This is a genomic window from Phenylobacterium sp., assembly GCF_046463815.1.
In the GTDB taxonomy this organism is placed as follows: Bacteria; Pseudomonadota; Alphaproteobacteria; order Caulobacterales; family Caulobacteraceae; genus Phenylobacterium.
Map to the genome: position 1 here is coordinate 67792 of NZ_JBKBRO010000019.1, position 16227 is coordinate 84018.

The 16227-nt window shown below is 69.8% G+C and carries 19 protein-coding genes; 5 read left to right on the plus strand and 14 right to left on the minus strand.

Annotation, left to right across the window (positions count from 1 at the left end; translation table 11 throughout):
- Positions 1 to 15 precede the first annotated feature (15 nt).
- Entirely contained in the window at positions 16 to 2136 is a 2121-nt protein-coding gene (locus ACK4TT_RS13770) for a sodium-translocating pyrophosphatase (RefSeq protein ID WP_409640018.1), read from the minus strand.
- 215 nt (positions 2137 to 2351) lie between these two features.
- A complete protein-coding gene (locus tag ACK4TT_RS13775; protein WP_409640021.1) occupies positions 2352 to 2780 on the minus strand; it encodes a hypothetical protein in 429 nt (142 codons plus the stop codon).
- Positions 2781 to 2894: 114 nt separating this feature from the next.
- On the opposite strand from ACK4TT_RS13775, the gene ACK4TT_RS13780 reads away from it, so the two are divergent.
- A complete protein-coding gene (locus tag ACK4TT_RS13780) occupies positions 2895 to 3833 on the plus strand; it encodes a retroviral-like aspartic protease family protein (RefSeq protein WP_409640024.1) in 939 nt (312 codons plus the stop codon).
- 3 nt (positions 3834 to 3836) lie between these two features.
- On the opposite strand, the gene thiL is transcribed toward ACK4TT_RS13780, so the two are convergent.
- From thiL to glyA, 7 genes are read right to left on the minus strand one after another with little or no spacing between them, the layout of a single operon-like run.
- Positions 3837 to 4784, minus strand: a complete 948-nt coding sequence (gene thiL, locus ACK4TT_RS13785) for a thiamine-phosphate kinase (protein WP_409640027.1) — start codon at positions 4782 to 4784, stop codon at positions 3837 to 3839.
- Positions 4768 to 5217: a transcription antitermination factor NusB gene (nusB, locus tag ACK4TT_RS13790; RefSeq protein ID WP_409640030.1), complete on the minus strand. Its 450-nt coding sequence runs from the start codon at positions 5215 to 5217 to the stop codon at positions 4768 to 4770. Before nusB ends, thiL begins: the two co-directional genes overlap by 17 nt.
- Complete coding sequence (gene ribH, locus ACK4TT_RS13795; protein ID WP_410213217.1) at positions 5214 to 5675, minus strand: 6,7-dimethyl-8-ribityllumazine synthase; 462 nt, start codon at positions 5673 to 5675, stop codon at positions 5214 to 5216. Before ribH ends, nusB begins: the two co-directional genes overlap by 4 nt.
- Positions 5676 to 5685: 10 nt before the next feature.
- Positions 5686 to 6276 carry a riboflavin synthase gene (locus ACK4TT_RS13800; RefSeq protein ID WP_410213218.1) on the minus strand — a complete coding sequence of 197 codons (591 nt, stop codon included), beginning with the start codon at positions 6274 to 6276 and terminating at the stop codon, positions 5686 to 5688.
- Positions 6277 to 6921, minus strand: a complete 645-nt coding sequence (locus ACK4TT_RS13805; protein WP_409640039.1) for a RibD family protein — start codon at positions 6919 to 6921, stop codon at positions 6277 to 6279. It abuts the gene before it with no gap.
- Between the two features lies 1 nt (position 6922).
- Positions 6923 to 7396, minus strand: a complete 474-nt coding sequence (gene nrdR / locus ACK4TT_RS13810) for a transcriptional regulator NrdR (RefSeq protein WP_409640042.1) — start codon at positions 7394 to 7396, stop codon at positions 6923 to 6925.
- A gap of 31 nt (positions 7397 to 7427) precedes the next feature.
- Entirely contained in the window at positions 7428 to 8711 is a 1284-nt protein-coding gene (glyA, locus tag ACK4TT_RS13815; protein WP_409640045.1) for a serine hydroxymethyltransferase, read from the minus strand.
- A gap of 202 nt (positions 8712 to 8913) precedes the next feature.
- On the opposite strand from glyA, the gene ACK4TT_RS13820 reads away from it, so the two are divergent.
- Positions 8914 to 9348 carry a MucR family transcriptional regulator gene (locus tag ACK4TT_RS13820; RefSeq protein ID WP_409640048.1) on the plus strand — a complete coding sequence of 145 codons (435 nt, stop codon included), beginning with the start codon at positions 8914 to 8916 and terminating at the stop codon, positions 9346 to 9348.
- Positions 9348 to 9590, plus strand: coding sequence for a hypothetical protein (locus ACK4TT_RS13825; protein WP_409640051.1), 243 nt, complete (start codon positions 9348 to 9350; stop codon positions 9588 to 9590). Before ACK4TT_RS13820 ends, ACK4TT_RS13825 begins: the two co-directional genes overlap by 1 nt.
- 2 nt (positions 9591 to 9592) lie before the next feature.
- Here ACK4TT_RS13825 and hemA read toward each other — a convergent pair whose 3' ends face one another.
- From hemA to ACK4TT_RS13850, 5 genes are all read right to left on the minus strand, one after another.
- Entirely contained in the window at positions 9593 to 10822 is a 1230-nt protein-coding gene (hemA, locus tag ACK4TT_RS13830) for a 5-aminolevulinate synthase (RefSeq protein WP_410213219.1), read from the minus strand.
- Between the two features lie 164 nt (positions 10823 to 10986).
- Entirely contained in the window at positions 10987 to 11883 is an 897-nt protein-coding gene (gene mmsB, locus ACK4TT_RS13835; protein WP_409640065.1) for a 3-hydroxyisobutyrate dehydrogenase, read from the minus strand.
- 38 nt (positions 11884 to 11921) lie between these two features.
- A complete protein-coding gene (locus ACK4TT_RS13840; protein WP_410213220.1) occupies positions 11922 to 12971 on the minus strand; it encodes an enoyl-CoA hydratase/isomerase family protein in 1050 nt (349 codons plus the stop codon).
- The gene (locus tag ACK4TT_RS13845) at positions 12968 to 14107 is read right to left on the minus strand and encodes an isobutyryl-CoA dehydrogenase (RefSeq protein WP_410213221.1); all 1140 of its coding nucleotides are present in this window, start codon (positions 14105 to 14107) and stop codon (positions 12968 to 12970) included. Before ACK4TT_RS13845 ends, ACK4TT_RS13840 begins: the two co-directional genes overlap by 4 nt.
- 31 nt (positions 14108 to 14138) lie before the next feature.
- The gene (locus ACK4TT_RS13850) at positions 14139 to 14807 is read right to left on the minus strand and encodes a 2-hydroxychromene-2-carboxylate isomerase (protein WP_409640073.1); all 669 of its coding nucleotides are present in this window, start codon (positions 14805 to 14807) and stop codon (positions 14139 to 14141) included.
- 86 nt (positions 14808 to 14893) lie between these two features.
- On the opposite strand from ACK4TT_RS13850, the gene hemB reads away from it, so the two are divergent.
- Together hemB and ACK4TT_RS13860 are read left to right on the plus strand one after the other, a co-directional pair.
- Complete coding sequence (gene hemB / locus ACK4TT_RS13855; protein WP_410213222.1) at positions 14894 to 15910, plus strand: porphobilinogen synthase; 1017 nt, start codon at positions 14894 to 14896, stop codon at positions 15908 to 15910.
- The coding region (locus ACK4TT_RS13860) for an NUDIX hydrolase (protein WP_410213223.1) at positions 15907 to 16227 on the plus strand (321 nt) is incomplete at its 3' end. The genes hemB and ACK4TT_RS13860, both read left to right, overlap by 4 nt.

Below are 16227 nucleotides of genomic sequence, written 5' to 3' on the forward strand. Positions count from 1 at the left end.
GCCGTCGCCGGCAGATCAGGCCGTGTGGGCCAGGACCGCCAGCAGCAGCAGGGCCACGATGTTCGTGATCTTGATCATCGGGTTCACCGCGGGGCCTGCGGTGTCCTTGTAGGGGTCGCCGACGGTGTCGCCGGTCACGGCCGCCTTGTGGGCGTCAGAGCCCTTGCCGCCGTAATGCCCTTCTTCGATCAGCTTCTTGGCGTTGTCCCAGGCGCCGCCGCCGCTCGTCATCGAGACGGCGACGAACAGGCCGGTGACAATCACGCCCATCAGCATGGCGCCGAGCGCCGCGAAGGCGTCATTGTTCCCCGAGATCGCGCGGATCGCGAAGAACAGCAGCACCGGCGAGACCACGGGCAGCAGGGACGGCACGATCATCTCGCGGATGGCCGCCTTGGTCAGGATGTCGACGGCGCGGCCGTATTCCGGCTTCACCTCCCCGGTCATGATCCCGGGGTTCTCCTTGAACTGGCGACGCACCTCGGCGACGACCGCCTCGGCGGCCCGGCCCACGGCGGTCATCGACATGCCGCCGAACAGGAACGGCAGCAGGCCGCCGAACAGCAGGCCGACCACCACGTAGGGATTCGACAGGTCGAAGGCGACCGAACCCAGGCCTTCGAAGAACGAGCCCGGCGCGGCGTTGGCCGAGAAGAACTTCAGGTCCTCGGTGTAGGCGGCGAAGAGCACCAGCGCGCCCAGGCCGGCCGAACCGATGGCGTAGCCCTTGGTCACGGCCTTGGTCGTGTTGCCCACGGCGTCCAGGGCGTCGGTGGAGACGCGGACTTCCTTGGGCAGGCCCGCCATCTCGGCGATGCCGCCGGCGTTGTCCGTCACCGGGCCGAAGGCGTCGAGGGCGACGATCATGCCGGCCAGCGACAGCATGGCGGTCGTGGCGATGGCGATGCCGAACAGGCCGGCCAGGTTGTAGGTCACCAGGATGCCGATGATGATCGTCAGCGCGGGCAGCGCCGTGGATTCCAGCGACATGGCCAGGCCCTGGATCACGTTCGTGCCGTGGCCGGAGACCGACGCCTTGGCCACCGACTTCACCGGCCGGAAGCCCGTGCCCGTGTAGTACTCGGTGATGACCACGATGGCCGCCGTCACCAGCAGGCCCACGACGCCGCACCAGAAGAGCTCGGTGGGACCGAAGGTGAACGCGCCGGCGGTCACCGCGCCCGGAACCAGCTTGTTGATGACGAACCACAGCGCCGCGATCGAGGTCACGCCGGTGACGATGAGGCCCTGGTAGAGGGCGCCCATGATGTTCTGCTTCTTGCCCAGGCGGACGAAGAAGGTGCCCAGGATCGAGGTCACGATGCAGACGCCGCAGATGGCCAGCGGCAGCAGCATCATGTCCAGTTCGACGCCCGAGCCGCGGAAGAAGATCGCCGCCAGCACCATGGTCGCGACGGTGGTCACGGCGTAGGTTTCGAAGAGGTCGGCGGCCATGCCGGCGCAGTCGCCGACGTTGTCGCCCACGTTGTCGGCGATGGTCGCGGCGTTGCGCGGGTCATCCTCGGGGATGCCGGCCTCCACCTTGCCCACCATGTCGCCGCCCACGTCGGCGCCCTTGGTGAAGATGCCCCCGCCCAGACGGGCGAAGATCGAGATCAGCGACGCGCCGAAGCCCAGGGCGACGAGGCTGTCCACGACGACCCGGTCGGTGGCCCCATGGCCCAGCACGTTGGTCAGCACCGCGAAGTAGACCGACACGCCCAGCAGCGCGAAGCCGGCCACCAGCATGCCGGTGATCGCGCCCGAACGGAACGCGAGGGACAGGCCCTTGGCCAGGCTCTCGGAGGCGGCCTGCGACGTGCGCACGTTGGCCCGCACCGAGATCAGCATGCCGGCGAAGCCCGCGAGGCCCGAAAGCACGGCCCCGATGGCGAAGCCCAGCGCGGCTTCCCAGCCGAGCAGGAGGAAGGCGGCGACGAGGATGACCGCGCCGACGATCGCGATGGTGGTGTACTGGCGGTTGAGGTACGCCTGCGCGCCCTCCTGAATGGCGGCGGCGATCTCCTGCATCCGCGCGTTGCCGGGCGAGGCCCGCAACAGCGAACTGCTCTGTACGATGCCGTAGAGCACCGCGAGCAGGCCGGCGACGATCACCAGCATAAGCGTTGAACTCATAGTTTGCGCACCCCTTTGCGATCTGCGCGGAGGGGACGCCGGACCCCCGCCTGGGCGGCCGACCGGCGTGTTCCCAGCCCCTGATTACGTTTCCCCATGCGCCGGAGCTTCGTTCGTCCCCGGCAGGACGGCGAAACTATCCAGGTTTCCGAGGGGTGCGCAACCGCAGCGACCGGCGTCCGCCGAACGCCGTCGCTGGTGGGCGGAGGCCGTCTTCAGGCCTTGGGCGTCGCCACCCGCCGGCGGGGAGACTGCGATGTGACCACGACCGACCGGATCAGGCCCGGTCCGGCGATGGCCGTGGCTTCCCGCTGCAGCGTCGCCGACAGCTTCGCGGTGTCGATCTTGCTGTAGTCGCTGGCCAGGGTGAACGGCGTCCGATGTCCGGCCCGGACCAGGGCGTCACGGAAATGGGGCTCCTTCTCGCGCAGGCGGGGCACGTCCGCCTTCCCGGTCAGATTGATGCGGACATAGACGAAGACGTAGTTCACGAGCCGGCCCTCGGCCACGATCGGCAAGGCCACGGGCGCCAGGTCGACGTACTGTCCAACCTCCTTGCCCTCCCCTTCCTTCTCCTTCTCGGCCGCGCGCGGGGCGGCGGGCAGGAGAATCAGCGGCAGGGCGATCAGGGCGCGGCGGAGCATGGCGTCATCCTCGCCTCGATTCGGTTGCGTCATTCTTTCCTGCTCACGGCGAATGGCTGCCCCAGCAGAACGATGGTATCTTCAGCACAAGAACAATGGGAGGAAATCGGAGCCATGTCTCCGACAAGACGTACAGCCGTCGGTCTGCTGACCGCCGGCGCGGCGGCCCTACCCCTGGGCGCGGTCCGGGCGCAGGCCGTGGAGGACACCCCCGGTCCGGGCGACGACGATCACACCGAGCTCAGCGCGGGCGAGGACCGGTTCACCCACCTGATGGCGCCGGTGACCATCAACGGCCGTGGCCCCTACCAGTTCCTGCTCGACACCGGCGCCAACACGAGCTGCGTCTCGCCCCGCCTCGTCGAGGAGCTGTCTCTCGAACCCGGCCCGCCGGCCATGGTCCATACCGTCGTGGGGGTGCGTGAACGACCCAGCTTCGTCATCGACGAACTGAAGGTCGGCAAGCGCAACCGGCGCCGGGTCCGGGCCCCCGCCCTGCCCCTCAAGGGCCCCGGCGTCGACGGCGTCCTGGGGATCGACTGGCTGCGCGGCCAGCGCCTGGTCCTCGACTTCAAGGCGCGGTCCATCGAGATCACCGGGTCCCGGGCCGACCAGCCCGAGCCCAACCGGGTGGTGGTGGTGCCGGCCCGCAAGCGGCTGGGCCAGCTCACCATCGTCGGCGCCGACCTGAATGGCGTGCCGATCAGCGCCCTGGTCGACTCCGGCGCGCAGGGCTCGCTCTGCAACAAGCCGCTGCGCGATCTGGTCCGCGCGTCCGAGATTCGCAAGGGCAAGGCCGCGCCGCCGGAATACGTGAAGATGGAGTCCCTGGCGGGCGAGGTGTTCCGGGGCGAGACGGTCTTCCTGCCCTTCCTCAAGCTGGGCGGCCTGCACCTGGGCAACGTTCAGGTCAGCTACGCCGACATGCACGTCTTCAAGATCTGGGGCCTTGAGGACAAGCCGGCGCTGGTGCTGGGGATGGACCTGCTCATGCAGTTCGAACAGGTGGCCCTGGACTTCGGCCGCTCGACCGTCCGGTTCCAGTTCGTCTGAGGTTCAGGCGTGGCGCCAGCCGCCGGCGCCCGGCTCCAGCGTCCGGCCGACGGCGCGCACCTCGACGCCCTCGCCTTCGGAGATCTTCCCGACGACGGTGAATCCCGGCGGCTTGCGCACGCCGGGCGGGACCGTGCAGACGACCTCGTAGTCGTCGCCCCCCGAGGCCAGCCGCAGGAGCGCCGCGGCCGTGTCCGGCTGGCCTTCGAGCCAAGTCGCCGCCGCGCCGGACAGCGGGAGCCGCTCCAGGTCAAGCGTGACGGCGACGCCGCTGGCCTCCGCGATGTGCCGGACATCGGCGATCAGGCCGTCCGAGACGTCCGCCGCGGCGGTCGCCGCCCGCCGCAGGGCCGCGCGCAGGTCGAGGCGGGGTTCAGGCAGGCGGTAGCGGTAGGCGAGCGACCCGTCGGGATCCTCGATCTCGCCCTTCACGGCGGCCAGGCCGAGGGTGGCGTCGCCGATCGTCCCACTGACGAGCACCAGGTCGCCAGGCCGCGCGCCCGACCGACGCACCATCCGCCCCTCCGGGACCCAGCCGAAGGCGGTCAGGCTGACGGTGAACGGTCCGGGCGTGGAGACCGTGTCCCCGCCCAGCAGCGGCATGCCGAAGGCCTCCAGGTCGGCCGCCAGCCCTTGCGCGAAGCGTTCGCGGTCCCGGAGCTGGTAGCTGCGGGGCCAGGCCACGGCCAGCAGGCAGCCCGCCGGCTCCGCGCCCTTGGCCGCCAGGTCCGAGAGGTTCACCCGCGCCAGCTTGCGCGCCACCATGTCGGGCGCCTCGCCCAAGGGGAAGTGCACGCCCTCGACGATGGCGTCCTTGGTGACCACGAGGTCGAAGCCGGGCCGCTGTGGGATCACTGCGGCGTCGTCCTTCAGCTCGAAGGCGCCCGCCGCCCCGCCGGTCAGCGGTCGGAACAGGCGCGCGATCTCGCCGAACTCATCCAGGCCGGACATCCCGCGCCACGGCGTCCAGGGCTCCGTTCACGAAGCCAGGCTCGGGTCCCTCGAAGAAGCTCTTGGTGAGCTCCACATATTCGTCGATCGCCACCTCGGTCGGAACGTCCGACCGGTGCTTCAGTTCAAACGCCCCCGCTCGAAGGATCGCGCGCACCGTGGCGTCCAGACGCTCGAGACGCCAACCCTGGGCCAGGCGCTTGACGATGGCCGCGTCGATGACCTTCTGCTCGCGAACCACGCCGCGCACGAGATCGGCGAAGAACGCCTCGTCGGCGCTGGCCAGGGTCTCGCCCTCGACGTCGCGGTCGAAGCGATGGTCGGTGAACTCGCGGATCACCGCCTCCACGCCGGCGCCCGACACCTCCATCTGGTAGAGAGCCTGCACGGCGGCCAGCCGGGCGACGGAACGGGACTGCTTTGCGCCGCTCATCGCTTGCCCGCGAACTGCTGCTTCAGGGCGACCATGGCCAGGGCCGCGCGGGCCGCGCCGCCGCCCTTGTCGCCCTCGCTGAGCCGGGCGCGTGCCCAGGCCTGGTCCTCGTCCTCGGTCGTCAGCACGCCGTTGCCGATGCACAGGCCCCTGCGCACGGTCAGGTCCATGATGCCCCGCGCGCTCTCGTTCGAGACGATCTCGAAATGATAGGTCTCGCCCCGGATCACCGTGCCGAGCGCCACATAGGCGTCGTAGGGCGCGCCGCCCGGCCCGCGTCCGGCCTCCTCGGCCATGGCGATGGCGCCGGGGATCTCCAGGGCGCCGGGCACGGTCACCACGTCGTATTCGGCGCCATAGGCCTTCAGGGCGTCGGTCGCGCCTTCCAGCAGGGCGTCGGCGAGGTCGTCGTAGAACCGGGCTTCCACGATGAGGATGCGGAGGGGTTGGTCGCTCATGCCCGCCCCTTTAGGCGGTTTCGCGCCAGCGGGCGAGATACCTGGCGAGCATGTCGATCTCGAGGTTGACCCGCGAACCGGGCTTCAGGGTCCCCAGCGTGGTCACCTCCCAGGTGTGCGGGATCAGGTTCACGCCGAAGACGTCGTCCTCCACGTCGTTGACCGTCAGGGACACCCCTTCCACGGCGATCGAGCCCTTTTCGGCGATGTAGCGATGCAGCGGGCGGGGAACCCGGACCTTCACCCGGTGCGAGCCGCCCTCGCTCTCGACGCTCACCACCTCGCCCACGCCGTCCACGTGGCCCGAGACGATGTGGCCGCCCAGTTCGTCGCCGACGCGGGCGGCGCGTTCCAGGTTCACCGGCCGGCCCTTGGTCCATTCACCGAGCGTGGTGCGCGACAGCGTCTCGCCCGAGACCTCGACGGCGAACCAGCCCGGACCCTTCTCCACGACCGTCAGGCAGCAGCCGGCGTGGGCGACGGAGGCCCCGATGTCGATGCTTGCCGTGTCGAAGGCCGTCTCGATCTCGAAGCGGCGGTCGCGGTTGGTCTCCCGCACGGACCGTACGCGGCCCACGTCGGTGACGATGCCGGTGAACATTCAGATCCTTTCGTAACGTTCCCAGAGGTCGTCGCCCACCGGCTCGACCGCCACGCGCCGGAAATGGGGCGCCTCGGCGAGGGCCGCAACAGCCAAGGCGCCGACGCCCGGCCGCCCCTCCCCGCCGATCACCATGGGGGCCCGGAACCACTCCAGCGCATCCACCAGGCCGCACCGCAGGAAACCGGCCGCCACCTGCCCCCCGCCCTCGACGAAGAGCCGGGAAAACCCTTCGGCTTCCAGGGCTTGAATCACGTTCTTCAGTTCCGGCCGCTCGTCACCCGCGGCGGGAACCGTCAGCACCCGTACGCCGACATCCGTCAGCCGAGGCTCTGGCGCGCCGACCGCCACCACATAGGTCGCGACGTCGCGGGCCGTCCGCGCCAGCTTGCCGTCCGGTGAAAGCCGTTGCCGGCTGTCCAGCACCACCCGGGCCGGCTGCCGGCCGGTCCACCCCCGCAGGCGCACGGTCAATTCGGGATCGTCGGCCAGGGCCGTCTCCACACCGACCAGCACCGCGTCGTGCTCGGCCCGCAGGCAGTGCACGACCCGCCGGGCCGGCTCGCCGGTGATCCAGCGGCTCTCGCCCGAGCCGGTGGCGATCCGGCCGTCCAGCGAGGTGGCGAGCTTGAGGGTGACGCGCATGTCAGCGCCCCGCTTCGCCCACCTCGCTCAGGCCTTCTTCGCCCAGGAAGCGGGCGAAGTCCTGGGTCTCGCGGAAGTCGCGATAGACGGAGGCGTACCGGACGTAGGCCACGTCATCGAGTTCCTTGAGCTGCTTCATCACCAACTCGCCGATCGTGGAAGAGGGCAGCTCGGTCTCGCCCATGCTTTCGAGCTGGCGGACGATGGTCGAGATCATCCGCTCCACCCGTTCGGGCTCCACGGGACGCTTGCGGATGGCGATGGAGATCGACCGGGCCAGCTTGTCCCGATCGAAGGGCGTGCGCCGACCCGAGCGCTTGAGGATGGTCAGCTCGCGAAGCTGCACCCGCTCGAAGGTCGTGAAACGGCCTTCGCAGGCCGGGCACAGTCGGCGACGCCGGATAGCCGCCCCGTCTTCCGACGGGCGGCTGTCCTTCACCTGGGTTTCGTCGTGGCCGCAGAACGGGCAGCGCATATCTAGCCCCCTTTGCGGCCACTAAACGCCATTAGGAGTAGATGGGGAAGCGCTTCGTGAGCGCCAGCACTTCGCTCCGGACCTTCTGCTCCACGGCCGTGGAGTCCTCGCCGGTGGAGACCGCGTCCAGCACCTCGCCGATCCACTTGCCGACCTGACGGAACTCCGCCGGGCCGAAACCACGGGTGGTGCCGGCCGGCGAACCGACGCGCAGGCCCGAGGTCTGCATCGGCGGCAGCGGGTCGCCCGGGATCGAGTTCTTGTTGGTGGTGATGCCGGCCCGTTCCAGGGCGACCTCGGCGGCGGCGCCGCTGACGTTCTTGGGCGTCAGGTCCACAAGCATAAGGTGGCTGTCGGTCCCGTTGGAGACGATCTTGAAGCCCACGCTCTGCAGGCTGTCGGCCAGGGCCCGGGCGTTCTCGATCACGGCGCGGGCGTAGAGCTTGAACTCGGGCTTCAACGCCTCGCCGAAGGCCACGGCCTTGGCGGCGATCACGTGCATCAGCGGGCCGCCCTGGAGGCCCGGGAAGACCGCGCTGTCGATCTTCTTGGCCAGCTTCTTGTCGTTGGTCAGCACCATGCCGCCGCGGGGGCCGCGCAGGGTCTTGTGGGTGGTGGTGGTCACGACGTGGGCGTGCGGGAACGGGTTCGGGTACTCGCCCGCCGCGATCAGGCCGGCGTAGTGGGCCACGTCGCACATCAGGATGGCGTCCACCGCGTCGGCGATCTCGCGGAACTTCTTGAAGTCGATCTGGCGCGAATAGGCCGATCCGCCGGCGATGATCACCTTGGGGCTGTTGGCCTTGGCGACCTCGTAGGCCTCGTCATAGTCGATCAGATGGTCCTGGGCGCGGACGCCGTAGGCCACCGGATTGAACCACTTGCCCGACTGGTTGACGCTCTTGCCGTGGGTCAGATGGCCGCCGTGGTCCAGGTTCATGCCCATGAAGGTGTCGCCCGGCTTCATGGTCGCCATGAACACCGCCTGGTTCGCCTGGCTGCCCGAGTGGGGTTGGACATTGGCGAACTCGCAGCCGAACAACTGCTTGGCCCGCTCGATGGCCAGCACCTCGACTTCGTCGACGACCTCGCAGCCGCCGTAGTAGCGCTTGCCCGGATAGCCCTCGGCGTACTTGTTGGTGAGCACGCTCCCCTGGGCGTCCAGCACCGCCTTGGAGACGATGTTCTCGGACGCGATCAGCTCGATCTGGTCCTGCTGCCGCTTCAGTTCACCGCCCAGGATCGTGGCCACGGCGGGGTCGGCGGCGCCGACGCCTTCGAGGAAGAACTTGTCCGTCTGGGCTTGCGATTGCACGTGCGCGTTCAAGGGCGGGGCCTTTCTGGGGCTGCGTGAGTCTGGGCGGGAGCGGTTCTTTACTCCCTTGGCGCGCCGGTTCCAACCGACGGCGCCGGCGACGCAACGGGAACCAAGCCGCGCGTGCGGCGTTCAGCCGCTTAGGCCGAAGTGCAGGCGCCGCGCGCTTCGGCTCTGTGCAGCGTGGACCAAAGGGGGATTCATGAGCGTTGGACCCGACACCGGGGCTCCATCGGGCGAGGACATCCTGCGCCTGGGAGCCGGGATCGTCGCCGCCTATGTCAGTCGCAATGCGGTATCGGCCGACGCCGTGCCCGACATCATCCGCACCGTCCACCAGACGCTGGAGCAGCTCACCCGCGGATCGGCGGCTCCCGTCCCCGAGGAGCGTCCCAAGCCCGCCGTGCCGATCGGCCGCTCCGTCCAGCACGACTACATCGTCTGCCTGGAGGACGGGAAGAAGCTCAAGATGCTCAAGCGGTACCTGCGCTCGCGCTACGGCATGAGCCCGGAGGAATACCGTCGCCGGTGGAACCTGCCGCCCGACTATCCGATGGTGGCTCCCGCCTACGCGGCGCGCCGGTCGGATTTCGCCAAGAAGATCGGCCTTGGCCGAGGCGTCCGGCGGAGGAAGTGATGGCCCAGCGCCAGACCGATCCCGCCCTGCGCCCCTTTTGCGAAAGCGGCTACGAGATTCTCGACAGCGACCTCGGCGCCGGGCGCGAGGCCGTCATCTGGTCGGTCGATCCGCTGGCGCCCAGCCTGGGCGACGTCTTCACCGTGGAAAGCCGGGGCGTGGCCCACGAGGCGGCCGTCGTCCAGCTCGCCGTCTTCCGTGGCGGCCGGAGCGAGGTCTGCCAGGTGACCGACGTCTTCTGAGATCAGGCGGCCATTCCGCCGACGCGCTTGATGTTGCAGCGGGTCCAGAGGGCTTCGAGGGCGCGGACGAGGTCGTCCATCATGGCGTCGGTGTGGGCGGGGCTGGGCGTGAAGCGCAGGCGCTCGGTTCCGCGCGGGACGGTCGGGTAGTTGATCGGCTGGACGTAGATGCCGTGGTCTTCCAGCAGGATGTCGCTGATCATCTTGCAGTGGACCGGATCGCCCACCAGCACCGGCACGATGTGGGAGACGCTATCCATCACCGGCAGGCCGGCGGCGCGCATCTTGGCCTTCAGCGCAGCGGCCCGTTCCTGGTGGGCCTGGCGGACCTCGTCGTGGGCCTTCAGCCAGCGGATGGAGGCCGCGGCCCCGGCGGCGAGCGCGGGGGGAAGCGAGGTCGTGAAGATGAAGCCGTCGGCGTAGCTGCGGATGGCGTCGACGATCACCGCGTCGGCGGCGATGTAGCCGCCCATGACCCCGAAGGCCTTGCCCAGCGTGCCCTCGATGATGTCGATCTCGCCCATCAGCCCGTCGCGCTCGGCCACGCCCGCGCCGCGCGGGCCGTACATGCCCACCGCATGGACCTCGTCGATGTAGGTCATGGCGCCGTACTTCTTCGCGAGCGCGATGGTGCCGGCGATGTCGGCGATGTCGCCGTCCATGGAATAGACGCTCTCGAAGGCCACCAGCTTCGGCGCGGCCGGGTCGGCCGCGGCCAGCAGCTCCTCCAGGTGCTCAAGGTCGTTGTGGCGGAAGACGTGGCGCTGCTCGCGCCTGCCCGCCCGGATGCCCGAGATCATCGAGTTGTGGTTGAGCGCGTCCGAGAAGACCAAGAGGCCCGGCAGGATCTTGTAGAGCGTCGACAGCGTCGCCTCGTTGGAGACGTAGCCCGAGGTAAACAGCAGCGCCGCTTCCTTGCCGTGCAGGTCGGCCAGCTCGGCCTCCAGCTCCACATGGTAGCGGGTCGTGCCCGAGATGTTGCGCGTGCCGCCGCTCCCGGCCCCGGCCGCCTCGATGGCCCGGTGCATGGCGTCCAGCACCACCGGGTTCTGACCCTGGCCCAGGTAGTCGTTGGAGCACCAGACCACCACGTCCGACGTGGACCCGTCCGGCCTCGTCCAGGTCGCGATCGGGAACTGGCCCCGATGCCGCTTCAGGTCCGCGAAGACCCGGTAACGCCCCTCGGAACGGATGTTCTCCAAGGCAGTGCGGAAGGCGCCCCTGTAATCCATCGACTTCAATCCCGGCCCCGCGTCCGACGATCTCGCGCGGCGACCGGCCCCTGAAAATATGCCGCCTTTTGGCGCCCCGAATTCACCTTGTCCATAAATTCGGCAGCCCCCTGTCCTTGGAGTCGCGGACGGACCCTGACAATTCGTGAACGGCGATCAGGAACTCAAGAGGCCTGCGGCGCCTTGCCCCGGAGAAGTTCCAGGATCGCCGAGAAGTCCTTGCCGCCGCCGCCCAGGCGGTCGAACAGGGCGTAGAGCCCCTCCGCCGCGGCGCCGAGCGGCGTGGAGGCGCCCGCCTTGGCGGCCGCGTCCTGGGCCAGCTTGAGGTCTTTCAGCATCATGGCGGTGGCGAAGCCGCCCTCATAGCCGCGGTTGGACGGCGCGGTCGGAACCGGCCCCGGCCAGGGGCAGTAGCTGGTCAGGCTCCAGCACTGGCCCGAGGACTTGGACGCGATCTCGAAGAACCGTTCGCCCTCAAGGCCCAACTTCTCGGCCAGGGCAAAGGCCTCGCACACGCCGATCATCGAGATGCCGAGGACCATGTTGTTACAGATCTTGGCCGCCTGCCCGGCACCGTGGTCGCCGGCCCGGATGGTGATTCGGCTCATCGGGGCGATCGCCGATTCGACCGCCGGAAAGTCCGCCTCGTCACAGCCGACCATGAAGGCGAGCGTCCCGGCCTCGGCCGCCGCGGTTCCGCCAGAGACCGGCGCGTCGGCGAACCGGAAGCCCTGGGCCTTGGCCTGGGCGGCCACGGCGCAGGCGCTTTCCACGTCGATAGTGGAGCAGTCGATCAGCAGCGCCGACTTGGGCGCGTTCGGGAACACCTGCTCGGCGTAGACTTGGCGCACGTGCGGCCCGGCGGGCAGCATCGTGATGACCGCGTCGGCGTCCTTCACCGCCTCGGCGACCGAGGCGGCCGGCTTGCAGCCGGCGCCCGCCGCCTTCTCCAGCGCCTGCGCCGAGAGGTCGAAGGCGGCGACCTCATGCCCGGCCTTGGCCTGGTTCGCGGCCATGCCGCCGCCCATGTTGCCCAGGCCGATGAAGGCGATGCGGGTCATGATTTCCTCCGGGACCTCAAACTGTTGCGCCACACTCGTCAGGGGAGCGGCGACCATTCCTCGTCCACCGGCAGCGGCGCGAAGATCGCGTCCAGCATGTCGTCGGTGACCCCCTCCAGCGTCGCCGGGCTCCACTTCGGCGCGTTGTCCTTCTCGACGATCACGGCGCGCACGCCCTCGATGAAGTCGTGACGCTGCACCACCCGGGCGCCGATGCGGTACTCCATCGCCATGTTCTCGGCGAAGGTCGCGGCCTTGGCGCCGAGCTGGAGCTGGCGGAAGGCGACCTTCATGGTCTGGGGCGACTTGGTCCCCATGACCTTGAGCTGCTCGGCGGCCCAGTCGGTCCCGGCGTTCTCCAGGGCCGCCAAGACGGCTTCCACGCTGTCCTGGGCGAACAGGCGGCCGATCTCGTCCTGGTGCGCCGCGAGCGGCGGCCGGCCGGCGTCGCCCTCCAGCTCGGTCAGCAGGGTCTCGGTCGCGCCGGGATCGGCCACGATGCCGGCCTTCAGCTCGGCTACCCTGGCGCTGTCCACATAGTCGGTGGCCAGGCCCAGCAACTCGCAGTCGGCGGCCTTGAGGCGCGCGCCGGTCAGCGCCAGCCACAGGCCGATGTGGTCGGGCATGCGCGACAGGTACCAGCCGCCGCCCACGTCCGGGAACAGGCCGATCCCGGTCTCGGGCATGGCGAAGGTGGTCCGCTCGGTGGCCACCCGGAACCGGCAGGGCCGCGAAAGCCCCACGCCGCCGCCCATGGTCACGCCGTCCATGATCGCCACGGTGGGCTTCGGATAGCGGAACAGGAGGTCGTTCAGCCGGTACTCGACGAAAAAGAACTCCCGGGCGGCCTTGCCGTCGGCGGCGCCGCTCTCGGCCAGCATGCGGATGTCGCCGCCGGCGCAGAAGCCGCGCTCGCCGGAGTGATCCAGCAGCACCAGTTCGACCGCGGGGTCGTCCCGCCAGGCCAGCAGCGCCGCGGTGATGTCGCGGCACATCTGCGTGGTCAGCGCATGGAGCGCCTGGGGTCGGTTGAGCGTGATCCGCCCGACGCGGCCCTCGATCCGGGTGATGACTTCAGGCTCGCTCATCCGCGCAGCAGCTCCCGCGCGACGATCACGCGCATGATCTCGTTGGTGCCTTCGAGGATCTGGTGGACCCGCAGGTCCCGGACGATCCGCTCCAGCGGGAAGTCGCGCAGGTAGCCGTAGCCGCCATGCAGTTGCAGCGCCTGGTTGGCGACCTCGAAGCCGGCATCCGTGGCGAACCGCTTGGCCATGGCGCAGTACTGGGTGGCCTTCGGGTCCTTGTTGTCGAGCGCGTGGGCGGCCCGGCGCACCATCAGCCGGGCGGCGTCCAGCTCGGTCGCCATGTCGGCCAGGCGCCACTGCAGGCCCTGGAACTCCTTCAGAGCGCGGCCGAACTGCTTGCGGCCTTCGAGGTAGGCCTTGGCCGTGTCGAGGGCGAACCCTGCCCCGCCCAGCGAGCACGAGGCGATGTTGATCCGCCCGCCGTCGAGGCCGGCCATGGCGATCTTGAAGCCCTGCCCCTCCTCGCCCACGAGGTTCGCGGCCGGAACGCGGCAGTCGTCGAAGTTCACCTGGGCCGTGGGTTGGGCGTTCCAGCCCATCTTGCGCTCCTGGGCCCCGAAGGAGAGGCCCGGCGTGTCCTTCTCGACGACGAAGGTGGAGACGCCGCCCGCGCCCTCCCCGCCGGTCCGGGCCATGACCACATAGACGTCCGAGGTCCCCGCGCCGGAGATGAAGGCTTTGGAGCCGTTCAGAACATAGGAATCGCCCTCCTTTCGCGCCGATGTCATCAGCGCCGCCGCGTCCGACCCGGAGCCGGGCTCGGTCAGGCAATAGGAGGCGATCAGCTCCATGGTCGTGAGCCTGGGAAGGTACCGCCGGCGCAGCTCGTCCGAGCCGAACCGGTCGATCATCCACGACGCCATGTTGTGGATCGAAACGAAGGCCGCCGTGGCCACGTCGCCGTACGAGAGCTGCTCGAAGACGATCGAGGCGTCCAGGCGCGAGAGGGCCGAGCCGCCCACGTCCTCGCGGACGTAGAGGCCCGCGAAGCCCAGCTCGGCGGCCTTGCGCATCACGTCGACGGGGAAGTGCTTCTCCTCGTCCCACCGCGCCGAGTGCGGCGCGAGCTCAGCGGCGGCGAAGGCGCGCGCCGCGTCCTCGATCGCCCGCTGGTCTTCCGTAAGGTTGAAGTCCATGGCCGGCAGTTCGCGCGCTTGCTCCGGACTGTCAATCCGACGTTGGGGGAGCTCCCCGGGCCGCGAGGCCGGCGGCCTGCATCCGCCAGACCATCTGATCGAAGCGGTCCTGGCCGAAGAACGGCTCGCCGCCGAAGACCATCATGGGCACGCCCCAGTGGCCGGCGTCGCGCTGGTCCACCTGGTTCTTCTCGACGATGGCCCGGAAACGCTCGGGGTCGGCATCCACCGCGGCGGTGATCTCGCCCCAGTCCAGGCCGGCGCGCTCGGTCGCGCGGGCCAGGTGGTCGCCTTCGTGCCAGTCGTCCACCTCGCCGCTCCAGATCACGCGGCTGACCTCGGCCAGGAACGGCAGGCCCCGGCCGCGCTCGGCGGCGGCCACGCCCAGGTGCGTCAGGCGATGGATGTAGGGTTGCGGGATGCGGTAGCCATGCGCCTCGTCCCGCTGCACGGGATCGGGCCTGGGCCAGCGGAACGGCAGGCCTCGGAACGCCGCCTCGCGGAAGACGTCCACCATGAAGTAGCGGAGCCAGAGCGGGTCCTGCTGCTCGAAGAACTCGGGCGTGCGCACGGCCAGGGGATAGACCGGCCGGACGTCGCAGCGGACGTCGTGCTCGGCCTCAAGCTTCAGCAGCCTGGGCGTGATCATGTACGAGTACGGCGACCGGAACGACCAGTAGAGGTCGTAGCTCAGGGTCATCGGCTTCCCCTCCCCTTGTTTTGCGACGGCCTTAGCATGCCACGCGGCACTTGCCAGGGGCGGCCTTAAGGGTCCAAAGGCCCGCCATGACCCAAGCGCCCCTCGCCGCCTATCCCGCCCTTCGCATGCGTCGCCTCCGCCAGGCCGACTGGGTCCGACGGCTGGTGCGCGAGACCGTGCTGACGCCGGCCGACCTGATCTGGTCGATGGTGGTGCACGAGGGCGAAGGCGAGGTCCCGGTGGCCTCGATGCCCGGCGTCGCCCGCCTGTCGGTCAAGGAAGCCGCCAAGGCCGCCAGGGAAGCCAAGGCCCTGGGCATTCCGGCCATCGCCGTCTTCCCCCATATCGACGGCGCCAAGAAGGACGCGACCGGCTCGCTCGCCGCCGACCCGAATGGTCTCGTCTGCACCGCCGTGAAGGCCATGAAAGACGCCGCCCCCGAGGTCGGGATCATGTGCGACGTGGCGCTCGATCCCTTCACCGACCACGGCCACGACGGCCTGATCGAGGGCGGCCGCATCCTCAACGACGCCACCATCGAGGCGCTGGTCGCCCAGGGGCTGGTGCAGGCGCAGGCCGGCTGCGACATCCTGGCCCCCTCCGACATGATGGACGGCCGGGTGGCGGCCCTGCGCACCGCGCTGGAAGGCGCGGGTCTTCAGGACGTGATGATCATGTCCTACGCCGCCAAGTACGCCTCGGCGTTCTACGGGCCCTATCGCGACGCCATCGGCTCCGGGAAGCTGGGCACGGGCTCGGTGGACAATCCGGGCGACAAGAAGACCTACCAGATGGACCCTGGCAACACCGACGAGGCGATCCGCGAGGTGGCGCTCGACATCGCCGAGGGCGCCGACATGGTCATGGTCAAGCCGGGCCTGCCCTATCTCGACATCGTGCGCCGCGTGGTGGACGAGTTCCGCATGCCGACCTTCGCGTTCCAGGTGTCGGGGGAGTACGCCATGCTGATGGCCGCGGCCCGCAACGGCTGGCTGGACGAGGACCGCGCCATCCTGGAAAGCCTGGGCGCCTTCAAGCGGGCCGGCGCGGCGGGCATCATCACCTATTTCGCGCCCCGGGCGGCGCGCATGCTGGGCGCGTGATCGTCTCGGTCGTCGGCGCGCTTATCCGCGATCCCGGGGGCCGGCTGCTTCTGGTCCGCAAGCGCGGGACCGAACGCTTCATGCTGCCCGGCGGCAAGCGCGAGCCGGGCGAGGACGACCGCGCCGCCCTCGCCCGCGAGCTCGCGGAGGAGCTGGGCGTCCGCGTGACCGCCGCCGAGCTGGTCGGGCGCTTCGAGGCGCCCGCCGCCAACGAGCCCGGCGCGACGGTGCGCTCGCACGCCTACGCCGTGCAGGTGGAAGGCCGCGTCCAGGCCCGGGCCGAGATCGAGGAGCTGCTCTGGATCGACCCGGCGGCG